The 24,316-nt window shown below is 68.2% G+C and carries 22 protein-coding genes, 2 tRNA genes and 2 pseudogenes; 10 read left to right on the top strand and 16 right to left on the bottom strand.

What is annotated here, in order from left to right; all coding sequences use genetic code 11:
* Positions 1 to 9 precede the first annotated feature (9 nt).
* From JM949_RS17250 to JM949_RS37230, 3 genes are all read right to left on the bottom strand, one after another.
* Entirely contained in the window at positions 10 to 927 is a 918-nt protein-coding gene (locus JM949_RS17250; protein ID WP_203149462.1) for an APC family permease, read from the bottom strand.
* Positions 924 to 1,448, bottom strand: coding sequence for a MarR family winged helix-turn-helix transcriptional regulator (locus JM949_RS17245; protein WP_238433343.1), 525 nt, complete (start codon positions 1,446 to 1,448; stop codon positions 924 to 926). The genes JM949_RS17250 and JM949_RS17245 overlap by 4 nt, the downstream gene beginning before the upstream one ends.
* A gap of 389 nt (positions 1,449 to 1,837) precedes the next feature.
* The gene (locus tag JM949_RS37230; RefSeq protein WP_238433342.1) at positions 1,838 to 2,158 is read right to left on the bottom strand and encodes a hypothetical protein; all 321 of its coding nucleotides are present in this window, start codon (positions 2,156 to 2,158) and stop codon (positions 1,838 to 1,840) included.
* A 533-nt stretch (positions 2,159 to 2,691) separates the two neighbouring features.
* Between JM949_RS37230 and JM949_RS17235 the strand changes: the two genes are divergently transcribed.
* The 8 genes from JM949_RS17235 to JM949_RS17200 all read left to right on the top strand — a co-directional run bounded on the left by JM949_RS17235 (position 2,692) and on the right by JM949_RS17200 (position 10,607).
* On the top strand, positions 2,692 to 3,123 hold the full coding sequence (locus tag JM949_RS17235) for a helix-turn-helix domain-containing protein (protein ID WP_203149461.1): 432 nt from the start codon (positions 2,692 to 2,694) through the stop codon (positions 3,121 to 3,123).
* A gap of 145 nt (positions 3,124 to 3,268) precedes the next feature.
* Positions 3,269 to 3,859, top strand: a complete 591-nt coding sequence (locus JM949_RS17230; RefSeq protein WP_203149460.1) for a hypothetical protein — start codon at positions 3,269 to 3,271, stop codon at positions 3,857 to 3,859.
* A gap of 584 nt (positions 3,860 to 4,443) precedes the next feature.
* Positions 4,444 to 5,637 (top strand): hypothetical protein, encoded by a 1,194-nt coding sequence (locus JM949_RS39190; RefSeq protein WP_203149459.1) that lies wholly within the window; start codon positions 4,444 to 4,446, stop codon positions 5,635 to 5,637.
* A gap of 79 nt (positions 5,638 to 5,716) precedes the next feature.
* Complete coding sequence (locus JM949_RS39185; protein ID WP_309232197.1) at positions 5,717 to 6,244, top strand: NUDIX hydrolase; 528 nt, start codon at positions 5,717 to 5,719, stop codon at positions 6,242 to 6,244.
* A gap of 240 nt (positions 6,245 to 6,484) precedes the next feature.
* The gene (locus tag JM949_RS17215) at positions 6,485 to 7,876 is read left to right on the top strand and encodes a UDP-N-acetylmuramoyl-tripeptide--D-alanyl-D-alanine ligase (RefSeq protein WP_203149458.1); all 1,392 of its coding nucleotides are present in this window, start codon (positions 6,485 to 6,487) and stop codon (positions 7,874 to 7,876) included.
* 79 nt (positions 7,877 to 7,955) lie between these two features.
* Positions 7,956 to 8,297, top strand: coding sequence for an ArsR/SmtB family transcription factor (locus JM949_RS17210; RefSeq protein ID WP_203149464.1), 342 nt, complete (start codon positions 7,956 to 7,958; stop codon positions 8,295 to 8,297).
* Positions 8,298 to 8,721: 424 nt separating this feature from the next.
* A complete protein-coding gene (gene fxlM, locus JM949_RS17205; protein ID WP_203149457.1) occupies positions 8,722 to 9,963 on the top strand; it encodes a methyltransferase, FxLD system in 1,242 nt (413 codons plus the stop codon).
* The gene (locus JM949_RS17200) at positions 9,960 to 10,607 is read left to right on the top strand and encodes an AAA family ATPase (protein ID WP_203149456.1); all 648 of its coding nucleotides are present in this window, start codon (positions 9,960 to 9,962) and stop codon (positions 10,605 to 10,607) included. The genes fxlM and JM949_RS17200 overlap by 4 nt, the downstream gene beginning before the upstream one ends.
* Before the next feature lie 134 nt (positions 10,608 to 10,741).
* On the opposite strand, the gene JM949_RS17195 is transcribed toward JM949_RS17200, so the two are convergent.
* From JM949_RS17195 to JM949_RS17170, 7 genes and pseudogenes are all read right to left on the bottom strand, one after another.
* The gene (locus tag JM949_RS17195) at positions 10,742 to 11,272 is read right to left on the bottom strand and encodes an NUDIX hydrolase (RefSeq protein WP_203149455.1); all 531 of its coding nucleotides are present in this window, start codon (positions 11,270 to 11,272) and stop codon (positions 10,742 to 10,744) included.
* Positions 11,273 to 11,485: 213 nt separating this feature from the next.
* The gene (locus JM949_RS17190; RefSeq protein ID WP_203149454.1) at positions 11,486 to 12,877 is read right to left on the bottom strand and encodes a UDP-glucose dehydrogenase family protein; all 1,392 of its coding nucleotides are present in this window, start codon (positions 12,875 to 12,877) and stop codon (positions 11,486 to 11,488) included.
* A 459-nt stretch (positions 12,878 to 13,336) separates the two neighbouring features.
* Positions 13,337 to 13,693 (bottom strand): annotated as a pseudogene (locus tag JM949_RS37225) (GTP cyclohydrolase); the annotation flags it as partial.
* Complete coding sequence (locus JM949_RS17180; protein WP_309232196.1) at positions 13,690 to 14,580, bottom strand: class I SAM-dependent methyltransferase; 891 nt, start codon at positions 14,578 to 14,580, stop codon at positions 13,690 to 13,692. The pseudogene JM949_RS37225 and the gene JM949_RS17180, both read right to left, overlap by 4 nt.
* On the bottom strand, positions 14,577 to 15,449 hold the full coding sequence (locus tag JM949_RS17175; protein WP_238433340.1) for a hypothetical protein: 873 nt from the start codon (positions 15,447 to 15,449) through the stop codon (positions 14,577 to 14,579). The genes JM949_RS17180 and JM949_RS17175 overlap by 4 nt, the downstream gene beginning before the upstream one ends.
* Complete coding sequence (locus JM949_RS37220; RefSeq protein ID WP_238433339.1) at positions 15,449 to 15,865, bottom strand: hypothetical protein; 417 nt, start codon at positions 15,863 to 15,865, stop codon at positions 15,449 to 15,451. The genes JM949_RS17175 and JM949_RS37220 overlap by 1 nt, the downstream gene beginning before the upstream one ends.
* A complete protein-coding gene (locus JM949_RS17170; protein ID WP_203149453.1) occupies positions 15,862 to 17,310 on the bottom strand; it encodes an NAD(P)-binding protein in 1,449 nt (482 codons plus the stop codon). The genes JM949_RS37220 and JM949_RS17170 overlap by 4 nt, the downstream gene beginning before the upstream one ends.
* Before the next feature lie 349 nt (positions 17,311 to 17,659).
* On the opposite strand from JM949_RS17170, the gene JM949_RS17165 reads away from it, so the two are divergent.
* Positions 17,660 to 19,069, top strand: a complete 1,410-nt coding sequence (locus JM949_RS17165) for a hypothetical protein (protein ID WP_238433338.1) — start codon at positions 17,660 to 17,662, stop codon at positions 19,067 to 19,069.
* 16 nt (positions 19,070 to 19,085) lie between these two features.
* Here the strand turns inward: JM949_RS17165 and JM949_RS17160 are convergent, their stop codons facing one another.
* The 6 genes from JM949_RS17160 to JM949_RS17135 all read right to left on the bottom strand — a co-directional run bounded on the left by JM949_RS17160 (position 19,086) and on the right by JM949_RS17135 (position 23,178).
* Positions 19,086 to 19,979 (bottom strand): phosphotransferase, encoded by an 894-nt coding sequence (locus tag JM949_RS17160; RefSeq protein WP_203149451.1) that lies wholly within the window; start codon positions 19,977 to 19,979, stop codon positions 19,086 to 19,088.
* A 516-nt stretch (positions 19,980 to 20,495) separates the two neighbouring features.
* Complete coding sequence (locus JM949_RS17155) at positions 20,496 to 21,017, bottom strand: AAA family ATPase (protein ID WP_203149450.1); 522 nt, start codon at positions 21,015 to 21,017, stop codon at positions 20,496 to 20,498.
* Between the two features lie 276 nt (positions 21,018 to 21,293).
* On the bottom strand, positions 21,294 to 21,797 hold the full coding sequence (locus JM949_RS17150; RefSeq protein WP_203149449.1) for a P-loop NTPase family protein: 504 nt from the start codon (positions 21,795 to 21,797) through the stop codon (positions 21,294 to 21,296).
* 110 nt (positions 21,798 to 21,907) lie between these two features.
* Positions 21,908 to 22,468 carry an NUDIX hydrolase gene (locus JM949_RS17145; protein WP_203149448.1) on the bottom strand — a complete coding sequence of 187 codons (561 nt, stop codon included), beginning with the start codon at positions 22,466 to 22,468 and terminating at the stop codon, positions 21,908 to 21,910.
* A 511-nt stretch (positions 22,469 to 22,979) separates the two neighbouring features.
* Positions 22,980 to 23,052, bottom strand: a tRNA-Arg gene (locus JM949_RS17140).
* Positions 23,053 to 23,087: 35 nt separating this feature from the next.
* A tRNA-Ser gene (locus tag JM949_RS17135) sits at positions 23,088 to 23,178 on the bottom strand.
* Positions 23,179 to 23,324: 146 nt separating this feature from the next.
* Between JM949_RS17135 and JM949_RS37215 the strand changes: the two are divergent.
* Positions 23,325 to 24,316 (top strand): annotated as a pseudogene (locus tag JM949_RS37215) (hypothetical protein); the annotation flags it as partial.

Here is a 24,316-nt window from a genome sequence, read left to right as displayed (position 1 = left end):
GTCGGCTGGTCAGCGACCGCGAGACCGCGGGGCGAGGATGCGGTGACGGGCCAGAGACACGCCCGCTCTCGCGCCAGCGGCGACGAAGGTGACGCTGGCCGCGACGGTCAGCAGCACCGCCGCGCCCGCTACCGCCCCGGGCGCCCACGGCTGGCCGGAGATGGCGAGCAGGCGCATCAGCGGCACCGTGGTGTCACCGGCCTGGTTGCCGAGGACTCCAACGGTGCAGATGGCCAGGCCCGCGTAGAGCACGACGATGATGGCGAGGCTCGCCGCGGCAGCGCGGCGCACCTGCCGCGGGTGGGTGAACTCGGCGCTGAGGTTGGCGGTGGCCTCCCACCCACAGATGGCGGTGAACAACACGGCGACGGCACTGCCGACCCCGGCCGCGCCGTGGGGTGCGAACGGGCCGATCCGCTGCGGGTCGACGTGCGGGCCGGCCACCATGATGACGGTGACGAGGAGCGCGACCAGGGCGCCGGTGAGCGCTAACTGCAGGCGCCCGGACACATGCAGGCCCACCATGTTGGTCAGGAACACGACGGCCAGGAGCCCGGCCGCGATCCCCACCGTTGTGGCCGGCGGGGTGTGCAAGGCGGTCGCGGTGTAGTGGGCGCCCGCCACCGCGCCGGCGACCACCCCGACGGGGACCGCCGTGTACAGCCAGCAGCCAACGACCGCGGCGGCCCGGTCGCCGAACGCCCGGCCCGTGAAGGCGGCGACACCGCCGGTGTCCGGGTAGCGGGCGCCGAGGTCCGCGAACGTCGTCGCGATCAACGCGGACAGGGCGAGCAGCGCCGCCCAGGCCAGCAGGGACGCCGGGCCGGCGGCGCGCACCGCGACCGCTGGCAGGACGAGGACTCCGGGGCCGAGGACGGCCCCGACGCACAGGGCGGTGCCCCGCGCCACACCGATACCGCCGCTCATCGGATGCCCCCGGCATGCGGGCCGCCGTTGGGAGGGCGGGTGCGTTGGGCAAGGAGCCTCAACGCCCGGGCGAAGTCGTTCTCGCTCGGCAGACCCGGTGCGGCGAAGAGGGTCGACTGCTGGGCGTCAACGCGCCGCCGCAGCTGCCCCGCAAGGTCCAGGCCTGCCCGGGTGGGACGCACGACGGTACGCCGCAGGTCATGCTCCTGCAGTTCACGCCGGATCAGGTCACGGTCGCTGAGCAGACCGAGGGCGTTGGTGAGGGTCGCCCTGGCGATCCCGATCTCCGCCGCGATAGCCGCCGGCTCCAGCACGTCACAAGCACAGACAAGGACCAGCACGTCGTAGGTGGTCCACGTCAGGTCCGCCTCCCGCAGCACCGTGCGCTCAAGGAGCGCGCGGACGGTGTTGGCGGTGCGGCACAGTTGTGCCACCGGGTCGGACTCCGGGCGGGACGCCGCGCGCCGGTTGGTCATGTGCCGGTGCACACCTGTTACCCGGCGTGAGGTGGTGGCGCTCATCGTGACCACCTGCGCTGGCGCGCACGGCGCACGGTCTGCCGATCGCGTCGCCGTCTTTCGCGACTGCGCTTGGCGGGTGTGGGCTGCGCGGGTGAGCTCCCGCGTGACTGCAGGGAACGTTGACTGGGCATGGTGAACCCCGTTCATCCGTATGTTGTCGACCGTCGCTGGTGTGCGGTCTCTGGCCCTACGTCCGGGCGCGCGTGATCGGCGTCTGTCGGCGGTGTCACCGCCCGTGGCACGCTCCAGGACGCGGTCCTACGAGCCCGCTGCGACGCGAAGCTTCTCGTTATCGCCCTGCGTTGCGGTGAGTTGCCGCAGGTGACTCGGACCGCCACCGGCGGGCATGCCGGTGCTACTGATCGCGGTCCTGTCGCTACCGCCGCCGGTCAGGCGTGTGGGGAGGAATCATCCGCTGAAATGGGCGGGGCACCGAGTGCGGCGTTGACCCGCTGACCGAGCAGGCGAAGTTGGTGATGGACGTCGACCAGCGCTGCCCGGCGCGACGCGGTGGGCCGGCGTTCCGCGGTGTCGACGAGAGCGTCGATGTCGACGCGCAGCTGGGCGAGGCCGGCGCTGATAGCGGTCAACGGCGCCTCGAACGCGGTGGTTGAACTGGTCCGTCGTTTGGTGACACCTCGCCCGGCGGAGCGTCGCCGGACCAGCAGGTGCGGATCGTTGGCCGTGCGGGCCTGTCGTTGTCTGATCACCGCTGCCTCTTTTCCTAGTCGCCACATCAGGGCCACCGTTGCCTGGTTACCGCGCCGAGCGGGGCCTGTGGCAGCGAGACGCTGTGTGAGCGGTGGGCCTGTCGTGGGGTGGAGGACCGGCGGGAAGGGCCCCTCTCCCCGCCCGCCGGCTCCCCCGGCCCATCACCTCACCGGCACGGGGGGCCCGATGAGGTGATGAGCTGGTGAGGCAGCTCCTGCTCGACCGTCTGCGCCTACTCAGGCGCGTCGGCCCGCACGACCGGAGTCATCGCGGCTCCGCCTGTCGGTGCTGGCGCGACCCGTGTCGACCAGTTGACCTGCCCCAACAGCGACGGCGCGTCCCCTCCGACGCCGTCGCCCGCACATCCGGGTGGCCGCATGGCGCACACCACCCCGATCCGCTACGCTCCAACCAACTTCAGTTCGATTAGCACCGAACCGTAGTTGCCGAAGCGGTACGGAGAGCTAAACACGGAACACCGAGCGCGTCAACTGTGGTTCGCTCGCGAACCAACCGGAGTTGGGAGGGCTGCGTGAGCGACACGCCTGCCGAGCAAGCCGAGGACGCCACCTCCCGGCTGATCCAAAGTCGGCTTCGCGAACTCTTCGAAGCCCGCGGCGAGGACCGGCCGCCCTACACCGAGACCGAAGTCGCCCGGGAGCTCAAGCAACGCGGATACCCGATCACCCCGGAAGGTATCCGCGTTCTCCTGCGCTCGCCCAAGATCAACCCCAAGGCCACCACGCTGGTTGCCCTCGCCGAGTTCTTCAGTGTCCCGGCCGGCTACCTCCTCGGCGACGACGACGTCGAACTGACAAGCCGCGAGGCACGAGTCATGGCCAGGTCCTTCGACAAGCTCCTTCCCAGAACCCGCAAAAGCCTCGCCCGGGTCATCGACGAGTTCATGCGCCTGGAGGAAGCCGCGCGCGACAAGGACCCCGACTCACCGCACCCAGAGGTATAAGCCCGCACAGTTCCGAGATCCCGTCACAAGACCGATTGAAGTCCACCTTGGACGCTTGAATTTGTCCTGGTGAGCGAGTTCAGTAACGCAACACGAGGCCCTTGATCTCCCACAGCCCGCAGCGGCCTCGGCTTAGAGTGACGAAGTGACCGGCATCGAGGACGTGATCAATGCGCTGCTATCCCGGCAGCCGAGGTGGTCCCCGTCCGCGGGTAGCAGCGTCGAGCGACTCGGCAACGGCGAGTTCCACGTGGACTACCACGATCCCGACCACGTCTATCTCGTTACCGTGCGCCAAATACCGCGGGTCAGGCTGCCGCTAGAACACCCAGTCATCGTGGGCGAGGTCGCCGGAGTACGCGCCCAACTCATCAGGGTCACTCTTGCCAACCATGTCGAGGTGACGCTGGACGCCGAGCACGGCCCGGCGCGCCAAGCGATGCTGGGTGATCACCGGATGCGACACGAGACATGGCAGCAGCAGGCCGATCATCGGTCGCCGCCGCCCTGGCCGGCCGAAGAGTTCATGCGTATAGCCGTCGCGGTCGCCGACGATGTCGGCACCTCCTACGACCACGCATCCGGACGGACGGGCGGGACTGATGCAGAGTGGGAGGCGCAGTGGCTGTTCCGGCCAACCCCGCCTGCGCAAGCTCGCACCCTGACACTTCGTTTCACGGCTTCCGCCGGGTCGACCGTCGAGGTCAAACTTGCCTTACCCATCGGCGGTGCCTGACTGCTGAGACGACATGTGATTCGCTCTCACACTGGGCCAATTCCCACTTACAGCCACCGCAGCCTCTCCCTCGATCGCGGAGCTGGGCGTAGAGCAGGAGGCTAAGCCGCTGCGGCTGGCGGTGCCGACAACTGTCTAGCTTCCGGAGGGTCGCTTGTCAGGACACCACGGCTATGCCGGGAAACCAGGCGTCATCGTCGAGTGACCCGAGGTTCTCGGTCGCTGTCGCATGCCCTTTCTGATGAGATTGCCCAGTAGCATGTGCCTTTCCCCTTATGCACGCTGCGAGCTGCTCAATTCGGCCGGGCGGCCCAGCGTCTACCGGAACCTGTCATCGAGTTGCGCCTCGCCTGCCGTCGCGTCGACTACGCTTTGTCCGGGCAGCACGCGCTTGCCTGCCTCCGTGCCGACCGACGCCCACACCGTCACGGCAATCGCGGACAAGGGCCTCCGGCTCGCGCGACAGATTCTGTGACCGTCTTCGCGTCGGCGCAGCGTGTGGGGCTGCCCGAAGGAGACTGACGGCCATGGTCAAAGACAGCGCCCGGAAAAGGGACGCGAAGGCGTACGCGCAGGCGACCGGGGTGTCGCACGCCGCCGCCGCGCGGCTGACGGCCCGCAACCGATCCGGTGGGCTTAGCGCCGCCGGTCTACACACCGACCTGATGCGGGCGTTGCAGGCTGCGGGCTGGCCGGTGGAGCACGAGAGCTTCGCCGAGAACACCGAGTACCGTGGCTACGCGGGCCCGGCTCGGCTACTCGTCGGACGCGCCGACCAGGCCGCCGAATCCAGGAGCGACGCCTGCGACCCCGACGATGAGACCCGGCTCGACCTGTCCCGGCCGCCGATGGTGGACATGGCCGCCCCGCTTACCCCGACCACGTACGAGGCATATTCCCAGATCAGCGGCGACCGTCCCATCCGCGACGTGATTGCCGAACTGGACCGGATGATCACCGACGCACGGGCACACGCGATGGCGATGGCCACCAACCGAGCGCGATGCGTCGTCTGCGATGACGCCTATCCCCAGGCGCATCTGCTCGCCGCCGCCGGCGATGAGGAACTGCTGCTGTGTCCCGTCTGTGCGTTCGACGGAGACGTGCTCGTCACCAGCGGCCACGCCACGGCCTACCTGACTTATCAGATCGACCAACTCACCGCGACCGATCTCGCGACGCCGGCCGGCTGGGCCGGCGTCGTGGCGCTGTTGGCATGCGCCGCACCGCCCGGCTTCGATGACTGGCTGCACGAGCAGTGGCGGCACGCCGGCACGTTCCTGTCGCCTGCGGATTACTGGTCGCATCCAAAACAGCTGTGGGTGTGGTTGCCACCCGGCGATCGACCCGCACCACTGCACAGGTTCGGAACCGGCGCCCGGCTGGGTGCCCTCGTCGACGCACTCGACGAGCGCTGGCCCGACCTGCGCCAACGCGCGCGCGACACCGCGGCCGATAACTGGCGCGAAGCCGGTTGGAGCGACGACGAACCCGTTCCCGGCCTGTTCCTCGACCAGATATGGCCAGCAGCTGTCGCGTACGCGATCTCGCTGCGCACCCAGGCCACCGAGCGAAGCGCACACCGACCACCGCTGCAGCATCTGTTCGGCTCGTTCGACTCGCTGCACGAGCACTTGGCCCTCATCGAAAGCCCGCTCGACTTCGACGACATCGAATCGGCCCTCGGCGTCGGCATCGAGACCGTCCTCGACGCGCTGTGGCCGGACCCCGCGCAGCCGCCACAATCCGCCCCCGCGCAACCGACGGCGACGGAATGAACGTGGTGGAGATACAGCCCCACCTCGACGCGGCGCACCAGGCAGCTTACGAAGGACCCCTGCGCTCGGGGAGGACGCCGTGCGCTCGGGACTCAAGACCGCGCGCGGTGCCGCATTCCCGGACCGGGCCATTGGCCGACGACAGGGCGTCTGCCTCAAGCGCCGCGTCGGAGATGATCCTGAGGTGACGCGACGTCGACGAGCAGCGGCGGTGATCGTGCGCGGCGACCGGCTGTTGATGGTGCGTGAGCGTGGGCGAGGCCCGTCCGGACGCCACGATGGCCAGGAGTATTGGACGCTACCCGGTGGCGGCATCGCCGCCGATGAAACAGCAGAGGAGGCCGTTCGGCGCGAAGTTGTGGAGGAGGTCGGCCTGCGACCCCTGGCGGTCCGGTACCTGCTCGACGTGCCTTACCCGTCCGGACTCACCTCCTGCTTCGCCGTGCAAGTAGCCGACGGTGAGCCGATTTTGGGCAGCGACAAAATTTCCTGCGAATGCCCGATCATGGTCGGCCTGGACTGGGTGCCACTGCCGCAACTGCACACCGCGACCGCAGGACTGCCCATCCCGACCATGATCGTCGTCTGGGACCCGACGATTCCTTAGCGCCGCAGCAGGCCCGCCTGTCCCCACCGCCGACAGGGCAAGCAGCTATAAGAGCTTTGCCCCTTTTGACGATCTCCGGCAGGGGGCCGTGCTTCCGTTTCGTCGCGTGCTCATTCGGCAGCGGGTCCCGTTGGGTCTGTGCCCCATAGTGTCGCTCGGCTGCAGCCGGACACTGAGTTGGAGTTCGTCGGGGCGACAGGCTATGTCGACCCCGGGCGGTAGGTTCATCTCGTGCTGGCGATGACGCTGCAAGAGATCACGACCGCGATCGGCGGATCCGTCGACAACGCCCCCGACACGGTGACTGTCACGGCGCCGGTGGTGTTCGACAGCCGTCGCGTGGAGCCCGGCGGGATGTTCGTGGCGCTGCCCGGGGAGCACGTCGACGGGCACGACTACGCCGCCCAGGCAATCGAGGCCGGCGCTGCGGCGGTACTCGCCTCAAGGCCGGTCGGGCTGCCTGCGGTCATCGTCGAGGACGTACCCGCCGCGTACGGACGCCTCGCTCGCGCGATCGTGGGCCGGTTGCCGCAGACCACGGTGATCGGCGTGACCGGCTCGGTGGGCAAGACATCGACCAAGGACATCCTCGCGCAGGTGCTGTCTGCCTTCGGCATGACCGTCGCTAACCGCACCAACAACAACAACGAGTTGGGGTTGCCGTATGCGGTGAGTCTCGCCACCGCCGCCACCGGCTATCTGGTGTTGGAGATGGGCGCGCGGGGCGTCGGACACATCGCCCGCCTGACCCGCATCGCTCCACCGGGCGTCGGCGTCGTCACCCGGGTCGGACGCGCGCACCTGGGCGAGTTCGGGTCAGTGCAGAACATCGCCCTCGCCAAGGGTGAGATCGTCGAAGCACTGCCCGCCGCGGGCGACGGCGGGTTGGCCGTGCTCAACGGCGGCGACGCGCTCGTGGCCGCCATGGCACGGCGCACAAACGCTCGCGTGCTCACTTACGGCATTGAGAACCCGGCTGATGTGCGGGCCGAGGACGTGAGCATGGACGAGTTGGGCCGCGCCGGCTTCCATCTCGCGCACGACGGCCAGACGGCCGAAGTGCGGTTGCGCCTGCACGGGCTGCACCAGGCGTCCAACGCCCTCGCTGCCGCAGCCGTCGCCCTCGGGCTGGGCCACCCGATCGAGGCCGTGGCCGAGGCGGTGTCGCGCGCTGAGGTGATGTCACCGGGCCGGATGCAGGTCATCACTCGCGCGGACGGGGTGACGGTCGTCAACGACGCCTACAACGCCGCGCCCGGTGCCATGCGCGCCGCGATCCGCGCGTTGCACGCGATGAGCGGAAACGGCCGGCGGGCGGTCGCGGTGTTGGGTGAGATGGCCGAGTTGGGCGAGCACGCCGCACAGCTACACCGCGAGGTCGGACAGCAGGTAGCCGAGATCGGCGCCCGATGGCTGGTGGCCATCGGTGGAGCCGACGCCGAGCAGTACGCCGCCGGTGCCGCCGGCACCGGCACGACGGCGGATCGGGCGGCGGACGCAGCGCAGGCGTGGGAGCTGCTGCGCGATGGGCTACGGCCAGGCGACGTCGTGCTGGTCAAGGCAGCCAACAGCGCCGGGCTCCTCGCGCTCGCGGACAAACTCATCGACGAACCCGGCGCCATCACCGCCTGACGGGTAGCTGATCCGGTTGCGCCGTCCTGCCGATTGCGGCTGTGCAACGATGTACGGCGTGGGAATTCCGAGCACCGCTATGCCTGCTGTCTCTCCACTGGCCGGCGAACCGATCAAACGTGCCGATGCCGACGAGCTCGCCGGCGTGCTGAAGGCATTCGCCGACCCGGCCCGGCTCCAGCTCCTCAGCCTGATCCAGTCCGCCCCGCAGGGCGAAGCGTCCGCCAGCGACCTGATCGCGCCGCTCAACCTGTCCCAACCCACGGTGAGCCACCACCTTCGGATCCTCACCGAGGCCGGCCTGATCGAGCGCGAGAAGCGCGGCGTCTGGACCTACTATCGGCTCGTGCCGTCCGCGATCGCGGCGATAGCCGACCTCCTGACCCCTCCCCGCAAGCGCACGACGAAGAGCGCCCGCTGACCGGCAACCCATGGGGCCCGCGCCGTCGTTAGGCAAGCGCCACGTCGACTGCCGCACCGCCGGCTCATCCTTCCCTCGAAGCGACGAGCTACCGGACCACGGCACCGCCAGCGCTTCGGCGGCGGTGACCGCCTTTGCGGCCCGCCTGCCGGCGCTAAGCGCGGCGAACACAACAAGTAGTAGAAAGATCACGGACTGCCTCTGGCGGGCCCTGTCGGAGCCCTGGAAGATCCCCGCCACTAACCAAGCTCGACTCGCACAAGCAGCCGCCGAGGCCATTTCGGCGACGCCGCGTGGCCACCCGACAGGCCGTGACCATCAGGGGCCAACCAAACCCGCCACACCACCGTTAAGCGATCAAGAAGACACATCCATAGCATCGCCAGATGCCCCACGTCGGTGGCCATTCAGCGGAGGTCAGAGCATGGCGGGTAACGCCCTCGACGCCCTACCAGCAGATGAGGCTCGCACTCGACTCGTTGACCAACTCCGCGCCAACGGATGGATCACGTCACCAGCGGTCGAGGCAGCGTTCCGCCGAGTGCCGCGGCATCTGTTCGCGCCAGCCGACGTCAGCATCGACGCCGCGTACACGGACGACGTGGTCATCACCAAACGCCGCCGCGACGGACGTGCGACGAGTTCGATCTCCGCCCCGTGGCTGCAAGCCACCATGCTGCACGCCGCCTGCCTACAGCCCGGCGCACGGGTGTTGGAGATCGGCTCCGGCGGCTACAACGCCGCGCTGATCGCCGAGGTCGTCGGCCCACACGGCACGGTCACCAGCATCGACATCGACCCCGACGTCACAGCGCATGCCCGCGCCGCCCTCGACACCGCCGGCTACCCGCATGTCCAAGCAGTAACAGCAGACGCCGTAGACGGCTGGCCCGGCGCTGCGCCGTACGACGCCATCATCGTCACCGTCGAGGCCAGTGACCTCCCACCGGCCTGGCTCGATCAACTCACCCCGACCGGTGTTCTCATTGCGCCGCTGCGCATACGTGGCATGACCCGCTGCCTCACCCTGCGACGCCACGAGGACCACCTTGTCGCCACTGCGGCATTGCAATGCGGGTTCGTGCCGATGCAGGGCGATGGACACACGCCCACCCGCCGACTGGCCCTACGCGGCGACGACGTCGTCTTGATCTTGGACGACACCACCACCGACGTGCACCCGGAAGCCCTCACCTCAGCGCTGCATACGCCGCGGCTGGACACCTGGTCGCCGGTCACCATCACCATGCAGGACGGCTCTTCCTTCGAGTCGCTGCACCTGTGGCTGGCCAGCCAACCCCGACCCTTTGGCACCCTCGCCGTGAACCGCGAACGCGCCGCCGGCCTGGTCGACCCTCAAGACCGGTTCGTCTGCCCGACCTTGCTCACCACCGACAGCCTCGCCTACCTTGCCATGCGCAAACTCGACGACACCACCTGGCAGTTCGGTGCCCACGGCTTCGGACCCGACGCCAGCACCCTCACCACCGACATGCTCCAGCTCATCACCGTCTGGAACCACGACCACCGCCACGGCCCTGGCCCACACATCACCGTCCACCCCACCGGAACAGAGCCACACGCCTCTGATCGACCCCAACTGCTCGTCGCCCGCCGGCACGCCACCATCGCCGTCACCTGGCCCGCCCCGGGAAAGCCGCGATGACCGTCATCCCGCCGCGCGCTGAACGTGACGCTCCGCAGACGCCCCTGCTGGTGGTGATTCGCGGCAATTCCGGCTCAGGAAAGACCACCACCGCCCGCGAGGTGCGCCGAAGAGCAGGCCGGGGCACCGCGTTGCTGGAGCAGGATTACCTACGCAGAGTCCTGCTCAGAGAACACGGCGGTAATCGAATGCAGCCGGTAGCACCGGCGTTCATCGCTTCGACCGCGCGTGCCGCGCTCGATGCCGGCTACCACGTCATTCTCGAAGGCATCCTGGACGGCCACGGCCATGGCACCATCCTGCGCCGGCTCATCGCCGAGCATCCCGGGCGAAGCGCCGTCTTCTATTTCGACGTGTCGTTCGACGAGACGGTGCGCCGCCACCTCAGCCGTGCGGAGCCAATTCCGGTCACCGGGGACCAGATGCGTCAGTGGTACGTGCCCTGCGACTTGCTCGGTATCGACGGTGAACACGTTTTTGCGGAGAGCGCCGGCTTCGACGAGGCTGTCACCACGATCCTGCGCATCAGCGGCCTAGCCGATGCCACGGCGCTGACTCCATGCCCAACCCGTTGCCCACGTTGCGCCGAGAAGAGAAGCGCCTCAGCTAACCGTGGCAGCGCCGATAGGCACTGCCCGCCGTAGGAGAGCTGCCGGGCATGAGGGAGAACCGTTCACTTACAGTCTCGCATCCGTATTGTTGCGCCGTTCCCAGGTGGGCAGCCGCCCTCGCCGAGCGGGCTGACGATGCTGCTCGGCCCGCCATCGCCAACACCGTCTTATGGTGACGGGGCCCCCTCCGTGAGGTCTTCGGCAACGCCGGTGGTGACCCTGTAGGACCAACTGACAGCCTTGCCCTGGTCGAAGGGCATCGCGCCGTGAAAGAGGCGGGGCTCGGTGGCGAAGACCAGCGGCAGGAAGTGCTGGTCGCTTTCCCGCATGGGCACCCGGCCGGCAAGCACGTCCGCGATGGCGGTCCAGACCAGCGTGCCCTCCGGGCACTCCGCCCGTAGGTTTCCCGACCATTCGGGGATGCGGAACAGAAGTCCGAACCAGTTCTCGCCACGACGGCCGAAGCCGGGCCAGGAGATCGTGCCGGCGAGACGCGGTAAGTGGCACTCCGGGCCACTCTCCTCTCGGATCTCCCGGCGCATCCCGGCAACCACGTCCTCGCCGGGCTCCAGCTTCCCACCCAGCCCGTTGTGGTAGCCGAAGTGCACGTCGTCGGGTCGCTTGCCGCGCCGGATCAGCAACACCCGCTCGCCGTCGGGATGTAGGACGTAGCCGAGTGTCGCGAGGATGGCCTGCACCCGTCTCAACCTACGTGGCTCGACCACCAACGTTTCAGCATAGGCGGGGATGGTCGGGCCGGCGGGGTTGAGACCGCAGATCACTTCGTAAGCCAGTGCGGGCGAGGTCCGATTGCGAGGCCGACGGCTTCCACACCAGGAGAGTCGGTCGGCCGCTACCCGACTGGGTCGGCGCCGGCCCCGGACGATGTCATCCACGCCGCGAGGGAGAACCTAGGCGCGCGAGCGCGGGGGGACAGATGGTGAGGTCATGGTCAGGTACCGGAAGCCGATTTCGGTGAGTCTGTCGGCGTTGAGGCAGTGTCGTCCGTCAAGGACGAGTGGTGAGCGCATGGTGGGGGCGAACTTCGCCCAGTCGAGGTCGCGGTAGTGCATCCATTCGGTGGCGACCACGATGGCGTCGGCGTCGTCGAAGACGTCTTCGACGCGGTCGGCGAGGTGCGCGGCGAGGGTGGGTTGTTCGCGGCGGAAGCGGTCGGCGGCGACGGGGTCGTGCAGGGTGATTCGGGCGCCGCGTTCGAGGAGCAGGTTCGCGATGTCGATGGCCGGTGAGTCACGCAGGTCGTCGGTGTCCGGCTTGAACGCGAGGCCAAGGATGCCGATCTTGCGGCCTTTGACGATGTGAAGCTCGTCGAGGAGCCGGTCCACGACCTTGGTGCGCTGGCGGTGGTTGACATCGCGGGCGGCGGTCACGATCGGCATGGCGAGGTGATACTCGTTGGCGGTGGCGATGAGCGCGGCGGTGTCTTTGCCGAAGCAGGATCCGCCCCAGCCGATGCCGGGGTTGAGGAAGCGGGGGCCGATGCGGGCGTCGAGGCCGGTGCCGCGGGCGACTTCGCGGACGTCAGCGCCGACCTTGCCGGCGATGGCGGCGATCTCGTTGATGTAGCTGATCTTGAGGGCGAGGAAGGCGTTGGCAGCGTATTTGATCAGCTCGGCGGAGGCCAGGTCGGTGGAGACCAGAGGCACGGCGCTCATGGCGGCTGGGCGGGGCAGCACGGTGGGCGGGGTGAAGGACTGGTTGAGGATGGGTCGGTAGAGCTGGTTGAGGACGTCCAGGCTCTTCTGGTTGTCGGAGCCGATGACGATGCGGTCCGGGTAGAGGGTGTCGGCGAGCGCGGTGCCCTCGCGGAGGAACTCGGGGTTCGACGCGACGGCGAATTGCCCGTCGGGGCGGTTTCCGTGGTGGCGTTCGTAGGCTTCGCGCAGAATTGCGTCGACCCAGTTGCCGGAGCCGATGGGGACGGTGCTCTTGTTGACCACGACGGTGAAGTCGCCGCGCAGGTGTTCAGCGACGCTCTCGGCTGCGGATCGCAGGTATCGCAGGTCGGGGTTGCCGTTGTCCTTCTGTGGAGTTTGCACGGCGATGAACACGACGTCGGCGTCGGGAACGCCTACGGCGTAGTCGGTGGTGAACGTGAGGCGAGAGGCAGCCTGCTCAAGGAGCGCTTCCAGGTGCGGTTCGTAGATCGGGCAGTGGCCGGCGCGGAGGGTCTCAATCTTCTGCTTGTCGAGGTCGATGCAGGTGGTGTCGTGGCCCAGGAAGGCCAGGCTGACGCTGGTGGTGAGACCGACGTATCCGGTGCCGACAACACAAACCTTCATTGAGTGTTTCCTCTCCCCTATAGCGGAACCGATGCGTGGTGATCGGGTTGAGACGTCAGCGGTGCCGCTGACCCAGCGACTTCGGCGCGCTTGCAGCTTTAGTGTGGCGGCCGTCCGGCGGGAAGGCCGGGCGCGCCTGCTGCCCGCCGGAATGATACCTATCCGTGGCCGGGTGGTGGGTCTTGTCCCGGCTGAGGGACAGTCAGGAAGCGTCGGTCGCGCCCCTGCTGTTGAGGTGCCCGAGCAGGGTGTCCTTCTGGTGGAGATAGTCCCGATTCGCAGGGTTGACGAAGCCGGAGTGTGGCACGCGGTCGACGACGATCCCGGCGGCTCGCAGGGCGCTGATCTTGTGGGGGTTGTTGGTCGCGAGGTGGACGGAGGTGACGCCGAGCAGGTCAGCGCATCGACGCCTGGTCGGTAGTCGCGGGTATCGGTGGGGGCATCGACCGCGGCGTTCGCGGCGACGGTGTCGTATCCCTGGTCCATAAAGGTGTAGGCGCGGATCTTGGCGGCGAGGCCGATGCCGCGGCCTTCGTGGCGCAGCAGGTAGAGCAGGATCCCGTAGTCGGATGTGCCGATCGCGTGCAGGGAGGTAGCCAGTTGAGGGCCGCAGTCGCATTTCAGTGATCCGAGCAGGTCACCGGTGGCGCAGGCGCTGTGCATCCGTACCAGCGGGATCTGCCCGTCGGCGGGCCGGGGGCGGTGCACGGCGACGAGGACTTCCTCGGGCCCATTCTCGGGGCCGAAGACGTGCAGATGAAAGTGTCCATGGGCAGTGGGAAGGTCGCAACCGGCGAGCCGGACGGTGGCGGTCATCGCGTCTCCTGCGTGGCGGTGGCGGTGGCGGTGCTGTCGGGTGCGGGCTTGTGGGCGATGAGCAGTACGTGTTCGGACATGCCGAGCAGTGAGGGTTCTGCCTCGATTCGGCGAATCGCCCGCAGGAGAAGGTCTCGCCGTTGTGGGTCGCGCAGGCGCTCGGCGAGGTCGGGCAGCAGTTTCGCGGCGCCTTCGACCGCGAGCACAGCGTGCGCGTGCAGGCCGGCGGCGGTGGCTTCGACGGCGAGTTCGTGCGGGGTATGGAAGTAGCCAGTGGTGAACAGTCGCCGATCACCGGTGGGGTTGCGATGTTGCCCGTCGCGAAGATGTCGGGCCAGGATCTCCTCCACTGCCGGGTCGTCGTAGAGGTTTTTCGCGAGGTATTCCCAGGTGGTGTAGAAGCGCGACGTCGCCGCGGCAACGACCACGCCACCGGAGACGAGCACGCGGTGGGCCTCGGCCCAGGCGCGGGCGCGGTCGGCGGCGTCGGTGAGGTGATACAGCGGGCCGAGCAGCAGGACGGCGTCGCAGCTGCCGGAGTCCAACGGTAGTTGGCGTGCGTCCCCGCGCAGGATCGACGTCAGCGGCGACTTGGCGTCAGCTGAGCGGGCTTCGGCTTGTTCGAGGTGCAGGGGGACGGGGTCCACGAGGTGTACCCGGTGGCCGTCGGCGGCCAGTCGAAGCGCGTAAGCCCCAGGTCCGCCGCCGACGTCGGCGACGGTTGCTGCTGTGGGGAGGTGGCGGGTCAGTAGGTCGAGGGTGCGCAGGTACTCGATGTGCCGGCGTGGGTCGTTCAGCCGTTCCTCCTCGGCGCCGTGGGTATAGAAGGCGAGGATCTCCGGGGTGATGCTCGTCCCCACAGCCGCGTTGGGCCTGCGGCCGGTCACGCTGGCACCTTCGTCGTGCGGCAATCCAGGAGCGCGAGGAAGCGGTCCTGGAACTGTCGGCGTAGGCGGATCTGCTGTGCCGACATGATCGGGCCGCTGAAGCGGTCGAGGATCGAGGCGACGCCGCCTCCGATCGCGGGGCTGCTGCCGATGGCGCTGAGCAGCTTGAACTGCATCACGAGATACACCGGTGCACGGCCGCGCGAGCTGCCGGGTTGCGGTGGGGACCAGAATCCGAGGTGATAGTCCAGGCCGGCCAAGGTCAAACACCGGTTTGCGAGGTCCATGTCAGCCCGCATCAAATCCATTTCGCGGCGGGTGACGTCCCGTAGCAACGACCGCAGCCTGAGCAGGCCCTGTCGGGCGGGTTCGGACAGCCAGGTGAGCTCGTCGAGGTTCGCCGCGACCCGATCGGGCGGCAGCAGCTCTGGCCGGGTCCACGGCGGTGACGCTGCCGCGCTACCGGTAAAGCACCGGCGCAACTGCGCGTACGCGCTCGCCGCCACATCATGAAGATCGACAAGAAGCCGCGCGCAGGCGGCATCGGGCAGAAAGTCCCAGCCCGGAAGAGCGATCTTGAATCCGACGGGACCATCATCTGAGTCGAGATCCGCATCGCCCGCCAACCGGCAGCCGATGGGCAGCGGCTGCGTACGGATCGCGTCACGCATGATCCGCGCGGCGAGGTGCGCGATGGGATCGACCAGCGCCCGTCGCCGGTTCACGTCGTCCACGTCGCCCAGGGACACCATGGAGGCGTCGCGGTAGGCGGTGGCGGGCCAGCAGTTGAGGTGCCAGTGCATCCGCTTGTCCCACCACTGGCCGTTGTCTCGGTCGGTCGTGGACGGGTCATAGTTCGTGCCGATCATCAACTGTGCCCCGTCAAGACGAACCGGCGCCGGGTAGAGGAGGCGTGAACATAGCGGACGAACTGTCCGCAGAACGCGAGCAACGTCGTCAGCACGGCCTCGGGGACATCACTGACCGATGACGCGATGACTGTGTCGTCGCCGACGGTGGCCAGCAGCATCATGTCGTAGACGCTGTGCGGGAACGCCTTGTCGATGACCACGATCCGGTCCCCGGAATCTCCGGCGGGGCATTCGCACAGGATGGCGCGACCGTAGTGGTCGCGGTAGTGCGCACAGAGGTTGCGCACGTCGGCTGGCGGCGCGGCGAGTCTCGGCATCGGAAGGCTGGGGATGACCGGCAATGTCATCGCCGACGCCGGATACAGCGGCCCGAACCGGTCCGCGACCGGACGGCGGACCATCGCGGCGGTCATGCCAGCTTGCCGTTCGCGATGGCATCGCCAGCGGCAACGCCCATCATGGCGGCCTGCACGATGCCCTGGGCGATTCCGGCGGCATCACCGACCACGCTAATCGGCAAATTCGCCACCTTGCAGTCCTTGTCGACCGGGACCCGGTCCCAGAGGAACTCGACCTCCGGCCCGACAACAACAACGTCGTCAGCAAGCTCATCTAGTGAAATGTCGACGTCGGCGTGGTCCAGGATCGAGCCCATGACCCGGCGAAGACTTTCGACGAGACTGGCGTGCTCGGCGTCGGTGAACAGGGTGTCAAGCCGGGCCGTGTTCAAGTCCTTGACGGACGGCTCAAACGTCACCGCCGCCGCCAGCTCCGGCCAACTGCGCGGCTCAGCCACCCTGGCCATGAACGCGCGCAGACTCTGCGCGACCGGCCGGCCTGCGCTGAGCCGCCCGTAGTCCGACAGGATCTCCGCGCGAACTTCAGTGCTGGTGCCGGGTCGGGCGAGCTGGCACAACAGGCCGAAATTCGCCGCCAGCGGCCGTTGCCCCGGCGTGCGTTCGGTGGTCTCGTGCCCGTCCAAGGTGATGACCTCGCGGCCGAAAGAGCGCTGATAGTTGGTGAACTTGATCCGGCCACCGTTCGGGCCGCCACAGAAACAGAACGTCTTCGTCTTACGATCCACCCGCTCCAGCTGGGTAATCTTCAGATCGGGATGCTCGACGCCGATCGCGGCCAACACCTCGGCCCTGGTTTCGAGACGCACGCCGAGCGACATGTCCGGCGCGATCGTCTGCACCCCGAACGCCGTCAGAAGGTTCTGTGTGCTGGTCACCCCGTGCCGGCCCGTGGCCAGCACCAGATGCGCTGTCTCGACCGTGACAGGGCCGCTGGGTGTCGCTACCGACACCGTCAGACGGTCCTTGTTGAGGGCAGCGGCAACAAGCTCCGACTTCTCCCAGACCGTCAGCGCGTCGTCGCCGAAGCCGTACAGCGCCGTGAGCATGTCTCGGACCTGTGTCTCGCCCAAGACCGCGACCGGGTACTCCCGGATGGCGAGACCATGACGGGCGAACGCCTCGATCACCGGCGCACCAAGGCTCGTGCCATGCAACGCCGGCCGCTCCGGCAGCGGTGCGGTCAGAAACTGAAACGCACGCTCACACAGCTCGCCGGCGCGGTCCTCACCGAAGTGATCGACGAGGCGACGCCCGGACGGCAACAGGCTCAACTTCACCCCGTCGCCGTAATGCACACAACCGCCGAACCCGCTGATCACGTTGCAGATCCCGGCACACCCCGTACAGCGCAGCCCTCGATCGACCGGACACGGCCGATTCCGCATCCCCCGCCCGGCCTCCAGCACCAGTACACGCCGGCCCGGGGACTGCCGCACCACCGTCTGGGCGCACGCTAAACCACCCGGGCCAGCACCGACGACAACCACATCGACGAACATGGCGATCCCTTCCTCGCGACATTGGACTGCGATCGGAGGCGATCAGCCGCCGTGCACGACCGGACACCGATACCTGTCCGCGGCGGCACTACACCTCGGCACACAGCTACGGCCATCGCGGATCAGCGTTCTTTGCGCCGAACGCGGGTGCGATCTCGGGGCGAACCCGAGGCCGTAGCTGCGTAGGACCGAGACTCGCACCGGTCCTAGGGGCCTCAACAGGCCGTAGACAGCGCACGGCAAGGTGCGTGAAAGGTGCGTTCGCACCCTGACCGGTCCACCCGTCGGTACTCTGTGGACACATGACACGCCCGGCCACACCGATGTGCGTTAGAGGCTCACCATGAGGATGCCGTCACGTATCGCCAACCCGGTCTTGGCGGCGCTGCTCGAAGGAAGCGGCTTCGGATCGCTCGACGAGTTCGCTGGCGCCGTCAACGCCCTCGGCGCCAGCGAGTACGGGCTGCGACTGTTCTACGACCACGTCGCCGTCAGACGATGGTTGTCCGGAGGAAGCTGCCGGCAGCCCGACCTCGTGGCTGCCGTGCTCTCCCGGGCGTGGGGGCTCGACATTCCGGTCGCGGTGCTCTGGCCGCAACGTCGCCTGGGCCTCGCACCGGCACCACCACATCAAACTCCCAGCGTCGCCGCTCGTACGCTTGATGAGCTAGCCGCCTACATCGGGAGCGACATGCTGACCAGGCGCTCACTCTTATCCGACGCGATCGCCCTCACCACCGGCACCGCACTGACCGATCCGCTGCTGCGCTGGCTGACCGGACCCACCGGCCGGCTACCCGACCGCGCCACTACCGGCGGCCGGATCACCATGTCTACCGTCGCTGGCATCGAGGCCGCCACCACCGCCTTCGGCACCCAAGACGCCGCAATCGGCGGTGGCCTGAGCCGCGAAGCCGCCGTCGGGCAGCTCAAACACGCCGTCGACTTGCTGCGCGACGCCTCCTACACCGACGCCGTCGGCAACCGCATGCTCGCCGCCGTCGCCGAACTCGCCGGCATGACCGGCTGGATGAGCCACGACGTGCACATGGCCGGCCCCGCACAGCGGTACTTCGTCCTCGGTCTGCACGCCGCCCGAGAGTCCACCGACCCCCGATCGACGCCTTTGCAGGTCAATCTGCTCGCCGACATGGCCCGCCAGCTACGCGACCTCAACCACCCCCACGACGGCCTCCGCCTCGTCGACGCCGCCCTCACCCTGCTACCCCGCGGCCAGCACCCCGCCGCCGCGGCCATGCTCTGGAATCTCAAGGCGCGCATGCTCGGCGCACTCGGACCCGGGTCGGTGACCGAACTACGCCACGCCATCGCCCTCGCCGAAGACCTGCAAGGCAGCGCTGAGCCCGACGACGACCTGCCCGCCTACACCGGCCCCGCCGAACTCGCCGGCAACGCGGCCCTCGCCTGGCAGGACGCCGCCGCCCACCAACCCGACCTCGCCGTGCACGCCCAAAACCAGGCACTGGCCGCACTCGCCGCCCGCCCCGACGGATACTCCCGCTCCGCGGTCTTCGATCAGATCACCCTCGCCGCAGCCCGGTTCACCAGCATCGACCCGGACCAGGCCGCCGCCGACGGACACCGCGCCATCGACATGGCCGCCGAAGTGGCCACCTCCACCCGCGTCGTCGACCGCCTGCGTACCCTGCTGCACTACTGCGCACCCCACACGGCACGACCCGCCGTGCGCGACTTTCGTGAACGCCTGACCGAAACCCTCACCGCCGCCGTGAGCTGACCAGCAACCACGACGCTCAGCCGACCGCAGACCATCGGACACCCCGATCACCGCGTCGCAGCGACGCGATCCGCAGCGCCGCCTGGCGCGCGTGCGGCGGCGACACTGGGGCACGACGGATGTGCGCGGCGACCGACCGCAACTCGTAGATGTCGCACAGCACCGCCCAACCGGGATCTAAAGTCGGGTCCGCCCCGTACGCGGCCAGCAACTCGGTCAGCAAACGCGGGGACCCACCGAAGCGCTGCTCCACCGCAGCCGGCACCAGATCCCACTCCCGCGGCGCCGTCGACACGTTGTCCCAATCTCCCAGCAACGAACCTGCCCGGGACAGAAAGACGTTGTTCAACTGTGCGTCGCCATGCACCAGGCCCCACCCCAACCGGAACTCCGTCCGGTTCAGACAAGCCTCCAAATCCGCCGTCCGCTCCTCAATCCACTGCCGATCCGGCGCCGCGAGCCAGCCGCTCTCCCGCACGGCCGCGGCGAGGCGCTCGAGCGGCCGAAACCTCGGCAAAACGAACGGCGGACACAGCTGATGCAGCCGCGCGAGCAGTCGACCCAAACCAATCGCCGGTACCGAAGCCGGGTCGGGACCTACGTCGGCCATCTCCCAGAACGTCACGGGGATGCCCTGTGCCGAGCCACCAGCCACCACGACGGGCTGACTGATCCCACCGACCGGCACGACTGTCGGAAAATGTTGCCCGGCCAGCCACCGGGTCACCATCACAGCCCGACCGGCCCGGCCAACAGCATCAGCGCCCGCACCAACCCGCACGACAACCTGTCCGGGCAGGGAGAACACCGCGTTGCTGTGCAGCCGCATCGGCTGCAGCCCAGACGGATCGAGGCCCGCGATCACACAGGCAACCCGAGCCTGCTCCAGCGGCGACTCGGGCTCGGTCACAACGCTCCGATCTAAGGTCACGCCGCACTGAGCTCACGGCGGGTCGAATACGTGGGCCTGCGTCTGCCGCCAACTCCTTCCGAGCCAATCATGGTAGGGATGGCACCGGAAGGCAGATCAGAGAAGACGTACGGCTACGCGATCCGGCTCGAAGCCGTCGCTGCCACTGGACCCACCGAATACCAACACACGCAGTGCTTTGACGCCGTGCTAGCGGCTCAGCGTGACAGGAGCAACCGAGGTACGAGGGAAAAGAAGATACCGGCATCCACCCCCTGGATACCGGCTCCTCCTCGCGCCTCGGCGACAATCCTGGCACCGGGGCGCGAACCCCTCACCCCTTCATCTCCCCAAGCCTGCACCAGGTTACGGATCTGGATCCGCATTCGAGGGCGTCAACCAGTACTCACCACTGCGAGAAGACCTCGGCCAGCGAGTGGACAAGTCTGGACATCACCCCGCAGCGCTCGATTTCTGGCCGCCGTCACCCCACCGGCAGCCACCTGGCCGGTTTGCCTATGCCAACGCTGCCGTCACCCGCTCGGCCAACTCCGTGACAGACAGTCGTCCGTCGAGCACCACCGTGCCGGTCGGCATCGATTCGACAGCAGCGCAACACCGCTGTACCTGTTCCAGGCGCCAGGACCGCACCTGCGCATCACGAACCTGATCATCCGGCCAGACCACCTGATCCATGATTTGCTTGCGCAGCACCTCACCGGGCACATCAACGAAGAAATGATCAACACTGACGCCGCGGTCCCGCAGACCGTCGAAGATCTCCTCAAGGTAGGACCGCGTCACGACGGTCATCGGCACCACGAGCGGCCGTCCGTACTCCTGCAGCAACGCGACCGCTGTGTCGACCACGCTGCGCCGCCATACACGCAGGTCCTGAAAGTCTCCGCTCGGCGGCACGGCAACGATCTCGCGCAGCATGAAGCCCGGCAACTCGGCATCGAACAGCAACAGCCGCGGATCATTGGCGACCAGCCGCTGCGCCAGCGTCGTCTTGCCAGCGCCGAACGCGCCGTTCACCCAAATCACACGCATATGCTCTCCACTCGCCCGACTGTGCCGACGCTAGCGGACTAGTGGCGGATATAGGCGGTCGCCGTGCCCCGATGTCATATCCAGCGCTGGTGCGCATCGCCGTTGAGGCTGGTAACGCGGGCCTGCGCAGCCCGAACTGCCGAAGGTAGCCCGGGTGAACGTCGCAGGGCGCGAGACTGGATGGTTCGGGAACATCAGGACGCGCTCATCGTTCGCTTGAATGGCCTTGCCGACGATCGTGTTCTCGACCGCGCCTGCGGATCAATTGGTGCCGATGCTGCCCAAAAATCGTCGGGCCTGCCGTCGGCTGGTGAGGGTCACATACTGGGCGTGCTGCCCGTGCTCGCGGATGACGGCGGCGATGCGGGGCCTCATCTTCTTGCGGTACCCGATGATGTACCGGATGAAGGACATGGTGATGCGGTCGTAGACGCCGTCGGGGTGCTGGCCGCCGCGGTAGCGCCAGCGGCGCTGGACAATGCCCCAGAGACACGTCCAGGCGGGCAGATCGAGAAAGATGACGGAGTCTGCTCGATGCACCCGGATGTACAGGGTGGAGGCGTGGTTGCCGTCGATGATCCATCGGTCGGCGGCGACCACGCCGCGCTGAATGGCGGCGAATTCGACCGCGGTCTTTTCCTTCCAGTTGCCGTCGTAATAGATGGCGTCGAGGTTGATGACCGGAAGGTCGAGCAGGGCGGCGAGGCGGTTAGCCAGAACAGTTTTTCCGGCACCGCCGCAGCCGATGATGGCGATGCGGTTCATAGTCGGCGACGGTAGCGGCGGTGTCAGAGCGCATGGTAGAGGCTGGCCGTCCTCGGGTGGCCGATCGGCAGGAAGGTGGCGGGCTCAGCCACAAGCGCCGCCTTTGCCGTCTACTGGCAGTCCTGGGGCTTGGCAACCGCTCGGGCGATGCGGGTTCCGACAAGCCGCTCGGCCATGGAGAGGGGGTACCACGCGGCGCCTCGCACCTCTGACTTCTGGATCCGCCCCACATCGGCCTGCGCCGTCAGAAATGAGTAGCCGAAGTCGAGGTGGAAATGTGCCGGCTCATCCTTCGTCGGCCGCGCCGGCACTCTGCCGTACTCGACGTAGACCGGGAGGGGCGAGGCTGGGAGAAGGAGGCTTGGATCAACACCGGTTTCCTCCACGAGCTCCCTGGCTGCGGCACCGATCAGAGTGGCGTCAGTCGGTTCGAGGTGCCCTCCAGGCTGCAGAAGGATCCCGTAGGCGAGGTGCTCGACGAGCAACACTTCGACGCCGCCGCGAACCACAAGCGCACCGACAGTGACGTGCATCGAGAAGTTGCGCCGCGAGGCGAAGCCCTCTCCCTGGGCCAGCAGCGTCACCGGAGTGGACAACGACGCAGCCTCGTCCGGATAACACTCCAGGTAGGCCGCGAGCGCATTCGAGATGTCCGAATCAGTGATGGCCACGAGCGCCTCCGCTTCAGCCGAGAGCGCAGCTCTCCGGACTCACCTGTTCTGACGTAGGTGATGAGGCCGCCAGCCCCGTACTCCTTGGCATACGAGGGGACTCTCCGCACTCGTTGAACGGGCCTGACCGGCGCGCTCGTGCGTAACGTTCATGACCGTAGGGAACCATCCGCCCTGGTCCCGTAACCGAGTAGCTGCACACAACTCCTTGCACCCGACGGCCAGGCGAGCCATTCCGTGCGCGCCCAGAAGAGTACCGCCCCTGCACGCCACCTGCGGCCATACACCAGACCGCCGAGCTCGCCCCATATCGGCAGGCGTCGATTGAATCGGTGATCATCGCCCCCATCGTTGCCGGGACCAGACCGGACACAGCCAAAGCCACACGGACACGGCGGGACGGAGGGGATGCTCGTCGGACGAGCAGCCACGGAGCAGCCAAACGTCCACAAGGGACAGAAAAGCAGAGAGCCCGACTCGCGTTTCCGCAGGTCAGGCTCTCTTGATCTTGTGCGCCCGAAGGGACTCGAACCCCTAACCTTCTGATCCGTAGTCAGATGCTCTATCCATTGAGCTACGGGCGCTGGTGCTCAGCCAGTGTACACACCCGGCTTTCGCGCGGAGACTCCGGGATTCGAACCCGGGAGGGGCTTTAAGACCCCAACCGCATTAGCAGTGCGGCGCCATAGACCAGACTAGGCGAAGTCTCCCTTGGTGATCCTCAGACCACCGCGCCCGAGGATACAGGTCGGCACCCACCGGGAGCAAAACGACTTCCGGGGTACGCCCACCGGGGTCGTCCGCCCCGGTGTTTTCCCGCTGTGCGGCGTCGTGATCGGGACTACGCTTCATCGATATGCAGGAGCAGCCGCCCAGCGAGTCGCCCCGTCGAGAGCCTGCTGAGCGAGCGCGTCGCCGCTCGCCACGGGCCACCTTCACGCCCCCGGTCCCCGCCGGGCAGGGTCCGATCGCCGCCGGGCAGGCTCCGACCGCGGCCGAGCAGTCGGCGGAGACGGCGGCACCGCCGGCAGCCGCTGCGGCGTCCCAGCGTCCTCGACGGGCCAAGGCTGCTCCGCCGGTGCTCTTCCAGCCGCCGGAGCCGGACCGCCAGCTGCCCCGACAGGCGACGCGTACCCCGGGCGCCACCACCAGCGACCCGAGCGCCGAGCAGCCACCACCGGGCGGCGACGCGAGCGCCGAGCAGCCAGAACCGCCGGGCAGCGATACGAGCGACGACCAACCAACCCCGCCCAACGGCGGCCAGGCAGACCCGACGGCAGGGGACGAGCCGCCGAGCCGGGCGCCGAGGGCGCGGACCGTTCGCAAGACCGCCACCAAGAAGGCGGCCGAGGTGACGCCGGTCACGCCGAAGCCGAGCAAGCGCGCCGCGAGCCCCGCCAAACGCGCGGCGACCCCTCGGAAGAGCGCCACCGCAAAGAAGGCCACACCGGAACCCGACGTCGAGCCGCAGCCGGCACCGACTGCCCCGGCCACACCGGCCGGGCCGGCTCTGGCGGCAACACCGGCCGGGCCGGCCGCACCGGCAACTCCGGCTGGGCCGGCCATACCGGCGACACCAGCGACTCCGGCTGGGCCGGCCAAACCGGCAACACCGGCAACTCCGGCTGGGCCGGCCGTACCGGCAACTTCGGCTGGGCCGGCTCTGGGGCGTACCCCGGAATCGGAGCTGCGGGCGGTGGCCGCGCGGGTGTTCGACCACCCGGGCTTCGCGCCGGAGCTGTTGGCGCTGGCAACTCCGGCTGGGCCGGCCATACCGGCGACACCAGCGACTCCGGCTGGGCCGGCCAAACCGGCAACACCGGCAACTCCGGCTGGGCCGGCCGTACC

Origin of the sequence: Micromonospora tarensis (assembly GCF_016803395.1) — a bacterium.
Classification (GTDB): Bacteria; Actinomycetota; Actinomycetes; order Mycobacteriales; family Micromonosporaceae; genus Micromonospora; species Micromonospora tarensis.
This window is presented reverse-complemented; position numbering and strand designations above follow the sequence as displayed.